The organism is Acetobacter sp. DsW_54, assembly GCF_002153575.1.
In the GTDB taxonomy this organism is placed as follows: domain Bacteria; phylum Pseudomonadota; class Alphaproteobacteria; order Acetobacterales; family Acetobacteraceae; genus Acetobacter; species Acetobacter fabarum.
In genome coordinates this window covers 15,883-32,226 of sequence record NZ_JOPD01000018.1, presented here as the reverse complement: position 1 = coordinate 32,226, position 16,344 = coordinate 15,883, and the positions used below count along the sequence as shown (strand labels likewise).

15 protein-coding genes and 4 pseudogenes are annotated in these 16,344 nt (G+C 59.3%); 12 read left to right on the top strand and 7 right to left on the bottom strand.

Translation table 11 applies throughout. The features are described from left to right. Positions 1-4: 4 nt before the first annotated feature. From trbF to HK20_RS08880, 4 genes are read left to right on the top strand one after another with little or no spacing between them, the layout of a single operon-like run. Entirely contained in the window at positions 5-688 is a 684-nt protein-coding gene (trbF, locus tag HK20_RS08895; RefSeq protein WP_086646716.1) for a conjugal transfer protein TrbF, read from the top strand. After that, entirely contained in the window at positions 685-1,686 is a 1,002-nt protein-coding gene (gene trbG, locus HK20_RS08890) for a P-type conjugative transfer protein TrbG (protein ID WP_086646715.1), read from the top strand. Before trbF ends, trbG begins: the two co-directional genes overlap by 4 nt. Next, positions 1,683-2,858: a TrbI/VirB10 family protein gene (locus HK20_RS08885; protein ID WP_086646714.1), complete on the top strand. Its 1,176-nt coding sequence runs from the start codon at positions 1,683-1,685 to the stop codon at positions 2,856-2,858. Before trbG ends, HK20_RS08885 begins: the two co-directional genes overlap by 4 nt. Further along, positions 2,855-3,088, top strand: a complete 234-nt coding sequence (locus HK20_RS08880) for a DUF2274 domain-containing protein (RefSeq protein WP_086646713.1) — start codon at positions 2,855-2,857, stop codon at positions 3,086-3,088. The genes HK20_RS08885 and HK20_RS08880 overlap by 4 nt, the downstream gene beginning before the upstream one ends. Positions 3,089-3,090: 2 nt before the next feature. Here HK20_RS08880 and HK20_RS08875 read toward each other — a convergent pair whose 3' ends face one another. Together HK20_RS08875 and HK20_RS08865 are read right to left on the bottom strand one after the other, a co-directional pair. Next, the gene (locus HK20_RS08875; RefSeq protein WP_086646712.1) at positions 3,091-4,005 is read right to left on the bottom strand and encodes a LysR family transcriptional regulator; all 915 of its coding nucleotides are present in this window, start codon (positions 4,003-4,005) and stop codon (positions 3,091-3,093) included. Between the two features lie 318 nt (positions 4,006-4,323). Further along, positions 4,324-5,220, bottom strand: a complete 897-nt coding sequence (locus HK20_RS08865; protein ID WP_086646710.1) for an oxidoreductase — start codon at positions 5,218-5,220, stop codon at positions 4,324-4,326. 99 nt (positions 5,221-5,319) lie between these two features. Between HK20_RS08865 and HK20_RS08860 the strand changes: the two genes are divergently transcribed. Further along, positions 5,320-6,201: a MurR/RpiR family transcriptional regulator gene (locus HK20_RS08860; RefSeq protein ID WP_086646709.1), complete on the top strand. Its 882-nt coding sequence runs from the start codon at positions 5,320-5,322 to the stop codon at positions 6,199-6,201. Next, a complete protein-coding gene (locus HK20_RS08855) occupies positions 6,201-7,061 on the top strand; it encodes a DMT family transporter (RefSeq protein WP_086646708.1) in 861 nt (286 codons plus the stop codon). The genes HK20_RS08860 and HK20_RS08855 overlap by 1 nt, the downstream gene beginning before the upstream one ends. A gap of 408 nt (positions 7,062-7,469) precedes the next feature. On the opposite strand, the gene HK20_RS08850 is transcribed toward HK20_RS08855, so the two are convergent. Next, positions 7,470-8,357, bottom strand: a complete 888-nt coding sequence (locus tag HK20_RS08850; RefSeq protein ID WP_086646707.1) for a LysR family transcriptional regulator — start codon at positions 8,355-8,357, stop codon at positions 7,470-7,472. A 102-nt stretch (positions 8,358-8,459) separates the two neighbouring features. Between HK20_RS08850 and HK20_RS08845 the strand changes: the two genes are divergently transcribed. The 3 genes and pseudogenes from HK20_RS08845 to HK20_RS08835 form a co-directional block, all read left to right on the top strand. Further along, entirely contained in the window at positions 8,460-8,861 is a 402-nt protein-coding gene (locus HK20_RS08845; RefSeq protein ID WP_086646706.1) for an SDR family oxidoreductase, read from the top strand. 286 nt (positions 8,862-9,147) lie between these two features. Next, a pseudogene (locus HK20_RS13360) lies at positions 9,148-9,384 on the top strand (AraC family transcriptional regulator N-terminal domain-containing protein); the annotation flags it as partial. A gap of 49 nt (positions 9,385-9,433) precedes the next feature. Further along, positions 9,434-9,658, top strand: a pseudogene (locus tag HK20_RS08835) (aldo/keto reductase); the annotation flags it as partial. A gap of 18 nt (positions 9,659-9,676) precedes the next feature. Here HK20_RS08835 and HK20_RS08830 read toward each other — a convergent pair. Both HK20_RS08830 and HK20_RS08825 read right to left on the bottom strand, forming a co-directional pair. Continuing rightward, positions 9,677-9,883: pseudogene (locus HK20_RS08830) on the bottom strand (DUF1348 family protein); the annotation flags it as partial. A 36-nt stretch (positions 9,884-9,919) separates the two neighbouring features. Further along, the gene (locus tag HK20_RS08825) at positions 9,920-10,681 is read right to left on the bottom strand and encodes an SDR family NAD(P)-dependent oxidoreductase (protein ID WP_086646705.1); all 762 of its coding nucleotides are present in this window, start codon (positions 10,679-10,681) and stop codon (positions 9,920-9,922) included. An 89-nt stretch (positions 10,682-10,770) separates the two neighbouring features. On the opposite strand from HK20_RS08825, the gene HK20_RS08820 reads away from it, so the two are divergent. After that, entirely contained in the window at positions 10,771-11,670 is a 900-nt protein-coding gene (locus HK20_RS08820; protein WP_086646704.1) for a LysR family transcriptional regulator, read from the top strand. Positions 11,671-12,106: 436 nt separating this feature from the next. On the opposite strand, the gene HK20_RS08815 is transcribed toward HK20_RS08820, so the two are convergent. Beyond that, the gene (locus HK20_RS08815) at positions 12,107-12,586 is read right to left on the bottom strand and encodes an SDR family NAD(P)-dependent oxidoreductase (RefSeq protein WP_369823050.1); all 480 of its coding nucleotides are present in this window, start codon (positions 12,584-12,586) and stop codon (positions 12,107-12,109) included. Between the two features lie 6 nt (positions 12,587-12,592). On the opposite strand from HK20_RS08815, the pseudogene HK20_RS12835 reads away from it, so the two are divergent. Then, a pseudogene (locus HK20_RS12835) lies at positions 12,593-13,978 on the top strand (hypothetical protein); the annotation flags it as partial. A gap of 378 nt (positions 13,979-14,356) precedes the next feature. Beyond that, positions 14,357-14,761, top strand: a complete 405-nt coding sequence (locus HK20_RS08805; protein WP_086646732.1) for a VOC family protein — start codon at positions 14,357-14,359, stop codon at positions 14,759-14,761. A 410-nt stretch (positions 14,762-15,171) separates the two neighbouring features. Here HK20_RS08805 and HK20_RS13355 read toward each other — a convergent pair. Beyond that, positions 15,172-16,001 (bottom strand): IS5 family transposase gene (locus HK20_RS13355; RefSeq protein WP_143296479.1). Its coding sequence is split into 2 segments (ribosomal slippage): positions 15,172-15,614 and positions 15,614-16,001, totalling 831 coding nucleotides; the frame shifts between segments, so codons are not numbered across the junction. Positions 16,002-16,344 lie beyond the last annotated feature (343 nt).

Here is a 16,344-nt window from a genome sequence, read left to right as displayed (position 1 = left end):
CGCGATGTTCCGTCGCTCCACCACACGCTATGGGACCACGCCCGAGCCCGTGACACCCTATCAGAAAGCGGCGCAGATCTGGGACGAGCGCATCGGCTCCGCCCGTGTGCAGGCGCGCAACTGGCGGCTGATGGCCTTCAGCTCATTAGTCCTGTCCGCCGGACTGGGCGCGGGGGTGGTTTGGCAATCGGCCCGTGGCACCATCACGCCGTGGGTGGTGCAGGTCGATCGGCTGGGGCAGGCGCAGGTCGTGACTCCGGCAACAGCGGGTTATACGCCTGCGGACCCGCAGATCGCGTGGTATCTGGCGCAGTTTATTGGCGATGTCCGCTCCCTGTCGTCCGATGCCGTGGTGGTCCGGCATAACTGGCTGCGGGCCTACGATTTCACCACCACGTCCGGCGCTGTGGCGCTGAACGACTATGCCCGTCTCAACGATCCCTTCTCACGCATTGGGCATGAGCAGGTCGAGGTGGACATCGCCTCGGTGATCCGCGCCTCGCCCGGCAGTTTCCGTGTCGCCTGGACCGAGCGTCATTACCGCGATGGCGCTTTCACCGGCACCGAACACTGGACCGCCATCGTGTCGGTCGTGCTGCGGACGCCTCGCGACGCCGATCATCTGCGGAAAAATCCTCTGGGTATCTACGTCTCTGGCATCAACTGGTCGAAGGAGCTGGGCCAATGATCCGTCATGCGCTTCGTGTCCTGCCGCTGCTGGTCCTGCCTCTGGCCGGATGCGCGCAGCAGTATCACCCGCCGGTCATCCGTTACGATGACGCCGTGCAGGCGACGCGTCTGCCCGATCCGCCGAAACCGGTGCAGGTGGTGGAAGTCCCGAAACTGCTTCCCCTGCCGGGGCAGCTTAAAGCTCTTCCGGTGCGACGGGCTGTTCGTCCTCCTCCTGAGGTTCCTGATCCGACCGTGCGCGTCACGGAGGCCAATCTGGCAGCGCGCATCCAGCCCACGCGGGCCGGGTTCATCAATGCCGTGCAGGTCTATCCCTACAGTCCGGGGGCGCTTTATCAGGTCTATACCTCGCCCGGCGAGATTACCGACATCATGCTCCAGCAGGGCGAAAAGCTGGTCGGCACCGGCCCGGTCGCCGCAGGTGACACTGTGCGCTGGATCATTGGCGATACCGAAAGCGGGGCAGGGACGACGAAGCGCATCCATATTCTGATCAAGCCGACCAAGCCGGATCTCACGACCAACCTGATCGTCAACACGGACCGGCGGACCTATCTTGCCGAATTGAGGTCAACGCCAGCCACTTATATGGCATCGGTCTCCTGGAACTATCCCGAAGACGATCTGATCGCCCTGCGCCGGCAGGGCAGTGCGGCAGAGGACGAAGCGCCGGTGGATGCGGGCCTCACTCTCGACGCCCTGAATTTTCGCTACGCCATCCAGCCGGTGAAGGGCGGCACACCGGCCTGGCTACCCAGCCGGACGTTCGATGACGGGCACAAGGTCTATATCGCCTTCCCATCGGGAATAGGGCAGGGAGCACTGCCACCCCTGTTCGTGCTAGGGGCCGATGGCGGACCGGAACTGGTCAATTACCGGGTTCGGCAGAACTGGATGATCGTGGACCGCCTGTTTGCTGCTGCTGAATTACGGCTGGGAGACAAATACTCCGAGCAGCGGGTGCGCATAGTGCGGACGGATGGCAGGAAGTCATGAGTGGGGAAACCCCGGCAGGCGAGGGTAATCCTGCTACACCAGCAGTATCCCCGCCACCCGATCTGCGGCTGCGGGCGGAACGCCCGCGTGTGGTCCGGTTGTCGCGCACCGTGGTCTGGTCGTTGGGAGGTGCCGCCATGATCGCGGTGGCGTTTGCCCTGGGCTATGCGCTGGAAAGCAGCCACCAGGCTCCCCCTTCGACGGAGGCGCAGGACGTGGACGCGCATTCGTCCGCCGATGGTCTGGCAGGGTTGCCGTCCGACTATGTCGGCAAGGACGTGCCGAAGCTGAGACCAGCGCTGCCCGGTGATCTTGGGCATACCATCCTGCACGTACAGGAGCAGGGAAAGGCCGTGTCAGGCGGCGATGACCGCCGTGCGCAACAGGAGATCGAGGCTGCGATCGCCAGCCGTCTGTTCGTGCAGACGGGGGACCGTGACCGTGGTGCCGACCAGTCCTCACCCGCGCCAACTGCTTCCGTCTCTCAGGCAAACCCGTTACCTGCGACCGACCCACAATCTGGCAACCGCGCCTTTCTGGCGGGGCAGCCCGACCGCATGACCGTCAGCCCGGATCGCATCATGCCCCCGGCGTCGCCTTATATCCTCCAGGCGGGCACTGTTATCGCGGGGGCGCTGAACACCAAAATCAGCTCCGACCTGCCGGGCCAGATTATCGGGCATGTGACCCAGAACGTCTATGACAGCCCGACCGGCCGATTCCTGCTGATCCCGCAGGGGAGTCTGCTGTTTGGAGCCTATAACAGCGGCATTTCTTTCGGGCAGCAGCGCAGCCAGATCATCTGGACCCGGCTGATCTTCCCGAATGGTGACAGCCTGGTGCTGGAGAAGCTGCCGGGTGGCGACGCCATCGGTCAGTCCGGCCTGTCCGATGAAGTGAACAATCACTGGGGGCAACTCTTCAAGGCCGCCATCGTGACCACGCTTCTCAGCGTTGGTTCCGAGGCCGGAACCAGCCAGAGCGAGAACAATCTGGCCCAGGCTATCCGCTTCGGGGCCAGCAACGGCTTCTCGATGGTTGGCAACCGGCTGATCGATCGCAGCCTCAACGTCCAGCCGACCCTGACCGATCGGCCGGGGCTGCCGTTTACGATTCTTGTTGGACACGACCTGTTACTCAGGCCTTACCAGAATGGAGGACGTCCACGATGACAGAGTTGAAGATCCGCGAGCTTCCCGACGAGAAACTGGTGAAAATGACCGTGGCGTTACCACCTGACGTTCATCGTGATTTGCTGGCTTATGCAGCACTTCTTTCCGGTAGTGATGGGGCAACGGACCCGGCACGGCTGGTCGCACTCATGCTTAGGCAGTTCATGATATCAGACAAGGGGTTCGTCAGAGCACGGAGAAAGGAAAAAGCGGTAGTGTCGGGAAGATAGTTTCATGCTCTACGGTCTTCGATATACCGGGCGAAGCTCCGGGCGCAGGGATTCCCATTGTCGGGTCGCCAGACGATCCCGAATTCCAGATGAGACGAACCGTTCGCGTCACGTATGTCCGTAATTGCGACGCCGTGCCCATGCTGATCATGGGCAAGCGGCAGCCACGATGCCGGGAGCAGGGCGATGCCTTCGTTGTTCTGGACGAGTGCTATGATCCGGTTGCTGCCGATATCATGGCGCCGGATTTTCGGGTGCATATCTGGTTCGCCAAGTTTTCGTCGGACAAGTTCCTCGAAGTCCTGACCCGCGTTATCCCGTCCGATTAGGAATATATCATGCCGTAGATCAGGCCATGAGATTACGCGCTGGTTTGCCAGTGGATGACTGACCGGGAGTGCTGCTACGATGCGGTCGCTCCACAGTGGTGTGACCCGCAGGGCTGGAGTCAGATTGCGGCGCGTGACGATCGCGAAATCAATCTGTCCGCGCTGGAGGCGACGCAAAAGCCTTTTGCCTGTGCCCTCGGAATAATGGAAGACGACATCGGGATGTGTGGTGCGGAACTCGGCCGTGAAGGCGGAAAATCGTCCAGGCAGGACGCAGGTCTGGATGCCGACGGAGATCTGCCCGTGCTCGCCCTTGCCCGTTCGCCGTGCGCGGGCGTTCATACCCGCCACATTGTCCAGAATCGTCTGGGTCCAGCGGACGAACTCCTCACCGAAGACAGTCGGAGCGGCACCCGCCGGGGAGCGGGTGAACAGCCTGACATTCAGCCGCTCCTCCAGGTTGTGTAAGGACCGGCTGACGGCTGACTGGCGAGTGTTCAGGAAACGCGCCGCGCCATGGATACTGCCATGCTGTGCGATTGCTCGCACGCACAGCAATTGCCAGAGGTCGAATGGCGGCCGTTTCATCTGGAGTTAAAGTCGGCTGGTGTGAAGAAGGTGCGATGCAGCCTCTTCATCCGCCGCCATCCTGAAAGGATGGGACGCCGTCCACCAATTGCGGACGGTGATCCAGGGCAGAACATTCATACTATCCCACGCTGCGAGCGTGGGATAGTATGGCTGGAGATCGGTGCTGGTGAGCAGTTCGTATACGCAGATTAGCATGGAGACTGAAAGATCCAATCTCGGATCAAATGCTGGGAAGCCATTCAACGCCTTTCTTTGCCATCGAAATCAGATCGCAAAAATTTTAATCAATAATCTTTCGATCGTTTCATCCATGAATTAGCCTGGGCCATCGCTTGCGACCGCGAGAAGTGGCACAATCACATCGCTGATCGGCGTCGGGATCCCGTGGGCACGACCTCGACGCAAGACGACACCGTTGCGGATATCCCATTCAAGGGGTCGACCCGCTTCACGGTCCGTAAGAATGGACGTGCCCATGTCAGAAGGAGATGCCTGAAACTTGTCGAGGATCGCTTGAGGCACCTCGTCACCAAGTTCAGCGCCCTCGGCGTGAGCCACGGCCAGACATTCCCGTAGATAAGCGAGCGTAAGTCTGGCGATGTCCGACCGGCTGAACATGCCTGAGCGCCGATGCGTAAGCGCCATGAGGCCGGCCGCCGCGTTCTGCAGCAGCTTGCGCCAGGACTGAGAGAGGAAATCCCCGGCCAAGTCTACGGAACAGCGGGTGCCACGCAACGCCTCGACAACGATGTGTGACGCCGACATGTCTGGCAGGGTAAGACGCACATCCCCACGCAAGCGCACCGAGCCATCGGCCTGCGCCTGAACAGGAAACCACACGACAGCAGGTATGACCTGCGTATGCGGACAGTGTGGCCCAACGCGCTCCACCTGTTCCACCCCGTTTTGCAGCACACACACGACGGTCCCTGGGCGACACAATACTGACAGCCATTCTGCCGCCGCCTCGGTTTGCGTGTCCTTGACCGCGAGGAAGACAAGGTCAGCACCCCAAGCGATTTGTCTGGGGTCAGTCCTTACCGGTCCGGGGACGGTGATGAGGCAATCGTTGTCCTGAAGTATCAGATGCTCTCGCGGAGTGCGGCCACATAACACCGGAGTGTGGCCAGCTTCATATAGCGCCGCCGCGATCACGGTGCCGATTGCCCCGGGACCTATGACAGCCACAGCGGTATTCCTGTCCGTATTCATGAAAACGACCTCCCTGGCGACACCTTCGGCTCATATGCAATGCATTGGCGCACATGGAGCTTGTGCGCTCGATGCGTGTTTTGTAATGTATTACACATCATGATTGATTTATGTAATAAAATTTCGGATTCTGCGGGGCGGCTGGGCCAATGGCTCGGCGGCATTCAGGCACGCACCGGCGACCTCGCTGCCAGCGAGGAGAAGGTGGTCGCACTCCTGCTAACCGATCCCTTGTTCGTCGGCACCAGCACGACTGCGCAGGTAGCCGCCCGCGCTGGCGTTTCAGCACCAAGCGTCATCCGCGCCGCGCGTGCAATCGGGTTCGGCGGCTTCACGGAACTCAAGATTGAGATCGCCCGTGCCCGCGGCACGGCCGAATTCTTCGCACCTTCTGAAACACTCACGGCGGATGCGACGACCGCCACCGTGCTCGAAACATCCATTCGTGCGGGCACCGACGCTCTGATGGCGCTCGGCGGCGCCGTCGACACGACTGCGCTCGACAAGGCCGTTGCCTCTATCCAGAGTGCCCGCCAGGTGATCGCCTTTGGCGCGGGTCCGTCAGCGACGGTTGCCGCCGACGCGGTGTTCCGCCTGCGCGCACTTGGCGTGACGACCATCGGCATCCCGGATTATTTGTCGGCGATGATTGCCACGCGCCTGCTCGGCCCGGGCGACGTCGTCATAGCTGTCAGTTCGACGGGTCGCACGCCAACGACGCTCGGTGTCGCCGATGCAGCTGCTGCCGCAGGAGCATCGCTTATTGCGGTCACCAATCAGTACGGCACACCGTTGGCCACCCTTGCGGACATTGCACTGGTCGTTGGTGGCGCACCACTGCCGGCACAGATGGCCGCCGCCGGCAGCCGACTGGCCCAGCTCGTCGTCATCGACGCACTGGCCGCAGCGCTTGCCTTACGCGATCCGGAGCGTAGTAGAAGAGCGGAGCGAGCGGGCATCGACCTGCCCGATCTTGCCTGATGCTGCCGAGTACCGTTGCAATAATCCTTGTCGCGGCGGTCGCCCATGCGATGTGGAACCTGGCTTCGAAATATAAGCGGGGCGATACCCTACTGTTCGTCTGGACCTATACCGGCACCTCGGCGCTGTTGTGTGTGCCAATCTGCGTCGCGCTTGTGATCACGGGGCAACAGGTGCTCCACTGGCGGCTCGCCTTGGGCGCGACCGTCTCGGCGGTGCTCCATATCGCATACTCCCTGATCTTGCAGGTCGGATATGACCGCGCAGAGCTAGGCGTAGTCTATCCGGTAGCACGCGGTACGGGGCCATTGCTGACGATGCTCTTCGCGGTTCTCCTGATGGGAGAACACCTTACTGCAGTCGCGATGCTTGGCGCTTCCCTGATCATCGCAGGAATCCTCGTTGTCACAGGGAATCCGTTCAGGCGCGCAAGTCACCACCCGCTTCAGGGTGCATTATGGGGTGCTGCGACCGGCGCGACCATTGCTGGCTACACTCTCTGGGACAGTTATTCAGTAAATTCGCTGCATCTCGCACCAATAAGTTATTACACCGGCACGCTGCTGCTACAGGGCATATTGCTAACGCCAAGCGCACTTCGTCGGCGACATCGAATCCCGACTGCTGTCCGCACAAATGCCATGCCGATTCTTATTGTCGCCGTGCTTTCCCCTCTGGCCTACATCCTCATACTCAGCGCCATGCAAACGGCGCCTGTGGCGCTCGTTGCGCCCCTGCGTGAGTCGTCCATCGTTATAGGCTCTCTTCTCGCCTGCTGGCTCTTTCACGAGAACCATCTCGCGCGTCGGATCGCGGGGGCTGTCGTCGTACTGATCGGGATCGTGGCCGTCGGTCTGTGATGCCTTTACCGATGCCGGATTATTGCTTTCTTTATTGTCTCGAATGAGGCGGCTCAAGAAGTGTCGCCCGGCCCGACCGTCATGTAAACGCGTCATGCGCAGACTTGGCTAGTGACTGGTAGAACATGATTTCTGCAGGGTGACTCTTTCCTAGGTGGACCTCTTCTGGTTTGATCGGTGTCAGCAGTTGCGACTGCAATGAGGTTGGCTACTTTTGTTTTAAATAGAACGCTCAGGCACTACGAAAATTGCACGGGGCTAGAACGTCCCATCCGTCAGAAAACAGGCGGGTATAGACGTCATCAACGACTTCTCGATCCTCCTAAATAAAGCCTATGTGCAGGACAAATTTTTGCGAATCTGATACAGTGCTCTCTTGCGGCGTGTCATGCTGTTAGGTGTTTGCTGTCACAGAAAAGCCGCCAACTCCTCCGGCGAGCCTTCGGGAAATGACTTCTGTAGATAGGTCAGGAACGCCGATACCCGTGCGCTCAGAAGCCGGCGTGTCGGGTAAAGTGCCCACAGATGCGTCTCTGGCCCCGCCGCATCTCCCCAGTTTCGAAGTCGGCCAGCGGCTAGGTCCGGACCTGCCAGCGAAAGCGGCAGGCACCCGACGCCGACGCCCAGCCTGACGGCGTCGGGCACCATGATCATCGAAGACAGCGACAGGATGGGGTTTATCGTCATGACCGAAGGCCCGTCCGTCGACATGACTGTCCACTCCTTCGAAGGATCGGCCCCGCCCCGGATCACGGCCGGGACCGCCGTATCGCGCGGCCGCATCGCGACGTCCGGTGCCGCCACGATTACCAGACGGTCGCGAAGAAAGGGTCGACCGACCAGAGTCTCGTCAGCTCGGGGGTTAACCCGGATCACCATGTCATAGCCTTCCTCGACCATGTCGATTTCTCGATCGTCGCTTGTGACTTCCAGGCGCACATCCGGGTAGTCCTTCACAAAGCCGGCCGCGATCTTGCCCATCGCCGTCTGCGCAAAGAGCAGCGGGACGCTGACCCGCAACCGACCTCGTGGCTTTTCACCGCCCGAGGCGATCGCATTGGCCGTCTCCTCTAACTCGGTCAACAGCCTGCCCGCGCGCTCGAACAGGGCCCGACCTTCCTCCGTCAGTTTGAGATCACGCGCGCCCCGTTCGAACAAACGAAGGTCCAACGCGGCTTCCAGATCCGACACACGTCGCGACAGCGTGGCCTTGGGGCGATTGGCGGCGCGCGACGCGCGTCCGGAGCCCCCATGCCGGGCGACGAGCGTGAAATCCGCGAGCGCGAGGAAATCCATGCGTTCCACCTTTGAGATGGTCTGTCCAAATTAAGCGACTATTGCCTGATCAATGGATCACTACTTTCGGGTCGTCAACAACGACATCAGGGAGATGCACCAATGACCATTCTTGTGATCGGAGCGACCGGCCGCGTTGGCCGCCATGTCGTCGACCAGCTTCTCCAGCGCGGCGCGACCGTGCGCGTGCTGACCCGCGATCCCGCCAAGGCGAATTTTGCGACAGGCGTGGAGGTCGCGCAGGGCGACCTGCTCGACATTGACGCGCTGCGCGCCGCCTTGGCCGGCGTTGACGCGATGTTTCTTCTCAATGCGGTGACTGGAGATGAGTTCACCCAAGCCCTTATCTCCCTGAACCTCGCCCATGAGGCAGGTGTTGATCGTGTAGTCTATCTGTCGGTGTTCGACGCCGATGCCATCGTAATCGACACGATCAGTGATGCCGAGCGGCGCGAGTGCCCGCGTGTAGAAGGCGATGGAGCGGTCGAGGTCGGCAACAGATAGGAAGACGTGGTCGAGCATTTCTGATCTCCTGTTCAGACGACGTAACCGCCGGCGACTTTGATCGTTTGCACTACCTTGACCGCCTGCTCCGGATTGCGGTTACAGGTGTGGATGACGCGGCTACCGCCGGTGATGATCGTGATTTTCATAGGGTGTTCTCCGCTACTTTTCGAGTGATTTGGAGATAGCTGTTGAGCCAGTTCGCGGCAGCGCCTGATCCTCTCTCGATTTTGCCTATTCCTGCTTTGCGTTTGCCGCGACCACACGAGAGGCGCACAAGAGGCACATGGAAAACCAGCTTGTAGAACTGCGTCACCTTGCTTCAATCGCCCGGAATAGGCGTACCGAGACCGGTATCCCGCGCGTGGCGATGGTGCAGGGAGCGATACCAGAGCACGAATTGGCAGCGGTCTATGATCCGATGATCAACATCATCCTGACCGGCAGCAAGGCGATGACGATCGGCGAACGGACAATGCGATACGATCCGGCTAGCTATTTCGTGATGTCGCTGGATCTGCCCGCTGTTGGCGAGGTGTGTCCGGATGCTGTCGGCAATCCCTATCTGGCCGTCAGGGTCTATTTTGGACACCATGGCGAAGAAATACGGCGCGGAGCCGAGCCAGATCGCTCTTGCCTGGGTTTTGAAACGCAGCCCGGTGATGCTGCCAATTCCGGGCACGTCCAAAGTCGCCCATCTGGAACAGAACGTCGCTGCCGCAGACATCTCGCTGTCAGATGAGGACTTCGCGGCTTTGGATGCCGAAGGGCGCAAGGCGTTCCGCTCAACGCCGTAAGGAAGCACTTCCGGGCAGTTACAGTCCCAGTGCCGAAAGGGCGGGATGGCTGTCCGGACGCCGCTTTTCAGGCCAGTGGAACAGGCGGCTAGCAGCTGAAATGGACTGGTCATTGATAGACGTAGCGCGGTAACGCATCAGCCCGTTTTCATCGAACTCCCAGTTCTCGTTCCCGTGCGACCTGAACCACTGCCCGGACGCATCCCGCCATTCATACGCGAAGCGGCGTATGCTCACTTACGGCATCTCTTCCCGAACTGATCAGATGTGGATGCCACCTGCGACCTCGATGCGTTGAGCGTTGACCCATCCAAGCTCGTCGGACAGTAAACTCGCGATTACCGGTCCGACATCTTCAGGTCCACCTACGCGCCCAAGCGCGGTATGTGATGCCAGCGCCTTGTTGACTTCAGGATTGTCGCGCACGATGCCGCCGCTGAAATCCGTTGCAATAGCCCCGGGGGCAACGACATTTGCAGAGATGCCGCGCGGTCCCAGTTCAAGCGCCATGTAGCGTGTTAGTGCTTCGACAGCCGCTTTCATCGGGCCGTAAATCGTCCGACCCGGGAACGCGAAGCGCGCGAGGCCCGATGAGATATTCACGATCCGTCCGCCGTCGTTCATCAGTGGCAGCAACGCCTGGGTTAGCAAATACGGGCCTTTGAAATGTACCGCGAATTGCGTGTCTAACTCGACCTCCGTTCCATCAGCCAGCGTCGCGGTAGAGGAAATGCCAGCGTTGTTAACCAAATAATCGAAGCGCACCGCGCCCAAAATTTCCAAAGCCTTACGCACATTCACCGTGAAGTGCTCAAAGCTGGCCGCCTGGCCCACGTCAAGCTGAAGGGCCACCGCTTGTGCGCCGGCCTGCCGGATCGCCTGGACCACTTCGTCCGCTTCGCCGCGACCCGTGTTGTAGGTGATGATCGAGGATATTCCGCGTTGAGCCAGTCGTAGAGCGGTATCGCGCCCTATGCCACGGCTTGCGCCAGTGATGATCGCGATACGGGTTTGATTGTTCATGATTGATCCCCTTCGACAGGAGACATAAGGGCATTCATTGTGCCATATAAGATGGTTATTATCCGACATGATGTACGGATTATTGAACAATGCGCATTGATTTTGCCGGGACGCGTGCTTTCGTTGCCGTGGCTACTGCCGGAGGTTTTCGGGAAGCAGCCAAGATAACGGGCATGAGCGCGTCAAGTCTCAGTGGGGCCGTAAAGCGGCTCGAGGATCAACTCGAGGTCCGCTTGCTCAACCGGACGACACGGAGTGTGGTCACAACGGAAGCCGGTGCCCAACTCCTGGAGCGCCTGCAACTGGTGATGGTTGAGATGGAAGCGGCGCTCGAAAGTGCCAATGATTTTCGCATTTCTCCCAGCGGAACGATACGTCTCAACGTCCCTTTGGGGGTCGCACGTCTCATCCTCCCTCGTATCTTGCCCGCATTCTCGAAGGCTTACCCAGAAGTGCGGGTTGAAGTCGTTGCGGAGCATGACCTCGTGGATATTCTCGCCGTAGGTTCCGACGCGGGCATCCGCTACGATGATCGCCTGACCAAGAACATGGTCGCTGTACCGATTGGACCTGAGTGGCAAAGGTTTGCAACGGCAGCCTCTCCTGACTATCTTGCCAGTCATGGTCGGCCCGAGCATCCGCATGACTTGCTTGACCATCAGTGTCTGCCAGCAAGCGTGCGGGGCGGTGCAGCGTTGCCTTGGGAGTTCGAGCGGGCGGGTGAGGTCGTCAAAGTTGACGTGACCGGGCCGGTAACGGTTGACGCGAATGCGATTGACCTGGCCATTGCAATAGCAGTCGAGGGAGGCGGAATTGTCCACCTCTATGAGGATTGGGTGCGGCGCGAAATCGACAGCGGTGCTCTTGAGCCGATCCTCTTACCATGGTGGCAGAGCTTCAAGGGGCCTTCGCTCTACTATCACGGGCGCGACCATGTTCCTGCGACGCTTCGAGCCTTTATCAGTTTCATCAAAGAACGAAGATGGTAAGCAGCTATTACCTCTTCACTGCGCCGAAGGCGATATTCCGCTACCGGCCACAACTTGGCCGTGAGCGATCGTGCTTTTTATGCCCGCTATGTAGGCGACTACCGCCGCTCTGTTCTGATTTTCTCGAACAGACAGGAGAATTGGGGGGGGGGAAGGCGACAGTCCGCTTTTGGGGAACGGGTTTGATAAGTAGCCATCAGCGGACGCTACACCGACTTTGCTTGACCCCACACACCAAATCCCTGATCCGATCACGATGCCCGGTCGGCGGGCTTATCTGGCGGATTTCTTAAAAGCGACGGGCTCGCCATTGGCCGACACCGCCGCTTCGAGCGAGCTTTTCGAGGTCCGTTGAGCCTGTAGGCAACCATGGCGACGAATTGAACGGAGGATCGATGGGTTCTAACGAGAACCCATCGACTGATCGCACCTGACCCTACGCTGTCTGATAGCGAGGTGCCAGAACACTCCGCGACAGGTCCGGCGCCATGGCCAGACGTGCCTCTGTCATCGCAGCAAATTGCGTATCGTCGGGGAGCGAGGGGATCGTGATCGTCTCGCGCCGATCGAAGCCAATCATCGCAGCGTCGACGACATCGTTGACGTCCATGACCATTTCAGCGGGCAAGGCACCAAGATCATTGCCGGCCCTCTCCCAGATTTCGGTGCGCGTAGCGCCGGGCAAGATCGCCTGGACAAAGACACCACTGTCTTTGAGCTGGACTGCGAGCGACTGGCTGAGATTGAGGACAAAGGCCTTGGTGCCGCTATATACGCCGTCCATGATCTCCGGAACCAGCGCCAAAACTGACGCTATGCTGATGATCGATCCGCTACCACGCTTGGAAAAGGTCCTAGCGGCCACTGCAGCGAGCCGCATTGGAGCGACAACGTTGAGCTGAACGATCCGCGTCAGTTCGTTCGGACCATTTTCCAGCAGCCCATGTCCGAGGAAGAAATCGCGGCCGCGTTCTTCGTTGTGCCGGCCGTGGTCAAACAGCGCCTGCGCCTCATGACTGTGTCGGACAAACTGCTCGAGATCTACGAGCAGGATGGCATGAAGCTCGACCAGCTCATGGCCTTCTCGATTAGCGATGATCACACCCGTCAGGAGCAGGTCTGGGAGATCGTTTCCCAGAGCCACAATCGCGAGCCCTATCTGATCCGCCGCATGCTGACGGAAAAAACCGTGCGAGCCTCGGATCGCCGTGTCCGCTTCGTCGGACTGGATGCTTATGTTGCCGCTGGAGGTCCCGTCATGCGTGACCTGTTCGAGGCAGACGATGGCGGCTGGCTGCAGGATCCGACCCTGCTCGACCAGTTGGTGATGGAAAAATTGCAGGAAGCTGCCGAACAAGTCCGCGCCGAAGGCTGGAAATGGGTCGAAACCGCGCTGTCCTTCCCCTGGGGGCATACACGGGACTTCGCGGAGATTGACGGGACGCCTGTTGCGCTTTCGGAAGAAGAAGCCGCCCGCCTGACCGCGCTGCACAGCGAGCAGGAAACGATCGAGGCGGAATACGCGCAGGCCGATGAATTCCCCGAAGACGTTGATATCCGTCTGGGCGAAATCGAGCAGGCCATTGAGGCGCTGGAAGAACGCCCTGTGTCCTTCGATCCAGCGGATATGGTGCGGGCAGGGGCCTTCGTCAGTCTGGATACCGACGGCACGTTGCTGGTCGAGCGGGGCTTCGTACTGCCCGAGGATCTGCCGGCGGAGCCCGACGACGGTCACGACGAGTCCGAAGGATATGATGACGCGCCCGCTCATCACTGCACGGGTGACGATGTCGAAGAAATTGGGACGGAAGATACGTTCGATACGGAGCCCGAAGAAGACGGACTCAAGCCGCTTTCCGACCGTCTGCTGACCGAACTGACGGCCTGGCGCACGCTGGCCCTGCTGGCGCATTGCCTGTCTTTCGGGATCAACGCGCTGCATGAATCGTCCCATGGCCCGTCTTTGGCACGCAGCGTCAGGGAACGGCTGGCGCGAGCCGACCGTCTCGCCACCGCGCTCGCGCTTGATCTGGTCGAAGCGGGCTGGCAGCCAACGGTGGAGAACTATCTGGGCCGTGTCACGAAGGCCCGTATTCTCGAAGCCGTACGCGAGGCGCGGGGAACTGAGGCAGCCGGGCGTATCGCACATCTGAAAAAGAACGACATGGCGCAGGCGGCCGAAAGGCTGATTGAGGGCACCGGCTGGTTGCCCGAGGCTCTGAGGACGAAAGGACTGTCTGCGCAGATGAAAACTGATGAAGTCCCTGATTACTCAGCAGACGGGCCTGCCGCGGTCGCTGCGGAATAGCATTTCCCTGAATGAAAATGGCGGCTTCCGGTTTCCGGGAGCCGCTTTTTTCCATGCTGTCATGCTACTCGGCAGTGCTTTTGCTTCCGCCCTCATGTCGGTCATTTCTGTTTTCCAATGGGCGTCTCGTAAGCGGACATAACTGAAGATGGTGCTTGACCACTGCTGCTGGTGTCAGCAAAGTCGTTTTAGCCTAAAAAGACAGCGATGCAGGTATGGTGACAACCTGTGGTCTCTTCAGAGACAGTCACGCTTGAGCGAATAAACCCGCTCTTGGCCATGGCCGGACACGACGAGGATAGGCCTCGCCCGTGGTCGGTCGTCGTTGTCCATCTTGCGACCGGCTCGTGTCCGTCTCACCAACGGAAAGACACAGTCATGAAGCTGAACCATATCAATCTCTACAGCCACGATACCGAGGCTGATCGCGTAATGTTCGAACAGTATTTCGGCCTGCGCACTCTCGTTGTCCGTGGGATCAAAATGGCCATCATGCAGGACAATGATGGGCTGGTTCTGATCGTCAATCATTTCGATAACAAGCTCGAAGGCTTTAATTACCCCAGGCAATTCGACATCCTGCACATTGGTTTCATCCAGAAGTCTCGCGAGGACGTCGATGCTCTCTATGAGCGCCTAAGCGCCGATGGCTGGGAGGTGCAGGCTCCACGCAACGCACATGGCGCGTGGTCCTTCTATTTTAAAGCGAAAGGTGGTTATTTCATCGAAGTGACGACATTAACGCCGGTTCGCCCCGAAGAAGCGTATCAGGGAGCTCCATGATAATGCTTGGCACGAGAGGCTGAGTAATTGGCCGACCTTCATCAACTATACGGATCATACGTCTCTTAGCACCTCAAAGTCAGTGAACTAGGTGGTGGTCTGGGTACGAGCCGTAAGCTTATTTCCATCTCGATCGCGAAGGTAAGCAACGAATGCTCCGTTTGGGCGCTCAATGGGCGGGCTTTCTATGCTGGTTCCGCCATGGGCGATACCGGCGTCATGCCACGCAACAACATGGCTGGGACTGGCGGCGGCAATGCCAATGGTCCCGCCATTGGCAGCCGTCGCGGGCTCTCCGTTTATCGGCGTTGTGATCATCAACCGTCCCCCATTGTGTCTGTAGATGAGACGACCTCTGGAATCCATTTCGCCAGGGACGCCCTCTAAGTGTCCGTCCAAGATCATTGTTTTTAATTACAGATCTTTCTGAGCATCAATCGAACTGACGCCCATCGGAGGAAAGCGAGTGCATTGCGATTGAGGCACTCCCAATCCTTGCTCAAGCGTCGGCAGCGGTTCAACCAGGCGATGGTGCGTTCCACGATCCAGCGCTTGGGCAATACCACGAATTTTCCGACGTCACAGCGCCGTACGATCTCGACATTCATAGAACGGCAGACTTGAGCCAGTCCCTGGTGAAACTTTGCTCCCTGATAGCCCGCGTCGGCGTAAAGTTTCAGAAGGAACGGATACAGTCCGAACAATGTCGCCATCAGCATGACACCGCCATCACGATCCTGGATATCGGCCGCGTGGACCGTTGCCTCCATCAACAGGCCCTGCGTATCGACGAGGACATGCCGCTTCTTGCCCTTGATCCTCTTGCCGGCGTCAAAACCGGACGGATCGATGCGCCGCCCCCTTTTTCAGCACTCTTGACGCTCTGGCTGTCGATGATCGCCGCTGTCGGACTGGCCTCACGGTCCGCCTGCTCCCGACACAGGACGTAGAGCGCATGATGCAGACGGTCGAGTGTTCCGTCATGCTGCCAGCGGCAAAAATAGTAATTCACCGTGCTGCGCGGCGGGAGGTCTTTCGGGATCGCGCGCCACTGGCAACCCGTTCCAAGAACATACATCAGGCCATTCATGACCTCCCGTATATCCACTGTCCGCTTGTTGCCGCCACGCCGGGCAGCCGGGATCAGGGGTTGGATCAGCGACCATTCCTCGTCCGTCAGATCGCTTGGATAGCGAAGCTGGCTCCGGTCATATCGGGCGCGGTTCTCGGCGGTCCACATCAGCAACTCCTGCGAATCGGGCGCGCTGACAGGGAATCACAAACGATTCCAATGATTCAAGATGATCTTGGACGGACACTAAGGCGGCAAATGTTGCGTCATAGAAAGCTCTCGCCCGTTCGAGGTCATTGCTGCCAATCATCACGTGGGTGAACATGATTCTACTCCTGAACTGAGAACAACAGAATATCCGATATCAGTCCGCCAAAGCATCCTTAATAGATGGATGGGTGACGGGATCGAGGAACTATCAAAGAGGCTTCTTTAGGCCTGTTTTTTTGACTCAAAAGACAAGCCTTTATGGTTTTGGGTGGTAAATGCGGTCTTTTCTTGGGCAAATCCA

What these genes read in the sequence shown, in the direction of transcription:
- trbF (WP_086646716.1), top strand. Translation starts at nt 5, where the DNA reads ATGTTCCGTCGCTCCACCACACGCTATGGGACCACGCCCGAGCCCGTG.
- trbG (WP_086646715.1), top strand. Translation starts at nt 685, where the DNA reads ATGATCCGTCATGCGCTTCGTGTCCTGCCGCTGCTGGTCCTGCCTCTG.
- HK20_RS08885 (WP_086646714.1), top strand. Translation starts at nt 1,683, where the DNA reads ATGAGTGGGGAAACCCCGGCAGGCGAGGGTAATCCTGCTACACCAGCA.
- HK20_RS08880 (WP_086646713.1), top strand. Translation starts at nt 2,855, where the DNA reads ATGACAGAGTTGAAGATCCGCGAGCTTCCCGACGAGAAACTGGTGAAA.
- HK20_RS08875 (WP_086646712.1), bottom strand. Translation starts at nt 4,005, where the DNA reads ATGAAACGGCCGCCATTCGACCTCTGGCAATTGCTGTGCGTGCGAGCA.
- HK20_RS08865 (WP_086646710.1), bottom strand. Translation starts at nt 5,220, where the DNA reads ATGAATACGGACAGGAATACCGCTGTGGCTGTCATAGGTCCCGGGGCA.
- HK20_RS08860 (WP_086646709.1), top strand. Translation starts at nt 5,320, where the DNA reads ATGATTGATTTATGTAATAAAATTTCGGATTCTGCGGGGCGGCTGGGC.
- HK20_RS08855 (WP_086646708.1), top strand. Translation starts at nt 6,201, where the DNA reads ATGCTGCCGAGTACCGTTGCAATAATCCTTGTCGCGGCGGTCGCCCAT.
- HK20_RS08850 (WP_086646707.1), bottom strand. Translation starts at nt 8,357, where the DNA reads ATGGATTTCCTCGCGCTCGCGGATTTCACGCTCGTCGCCCGGCATGGG.
- HK20_RS08845 (WP_086646706.1), top strand. Translation starts at nt 8,460, where the DNA reads ATGACCATTCTTGTGATCGGAGCGACCGGCCGCGTTGGCCGCCATGTC.
- HK20_RS08825 (WP_086646705.1), bottom strand. Translation starts at nt 10,681, where the DNA reads ATGAACAATCAAACCCGTATCGCGATCATCACTGGCGCAAGCCGTGGC.
- HK20_RS08820 (WP_086646704.1), top strand. Translation starts at nt 10,771, where the DNA reads ATGCGCATTGATTTTGCCGGGACGCGTGCTTTCGTTGCCGTGGCTACT.
- HK20_RS08805 (WP_086646732.1), top strand. Translation starts at nt 14,357, where the DNA reads ATGAAGCTGAACCATATCAATCTCTACAGCCACGATACCGAGGCTGAT.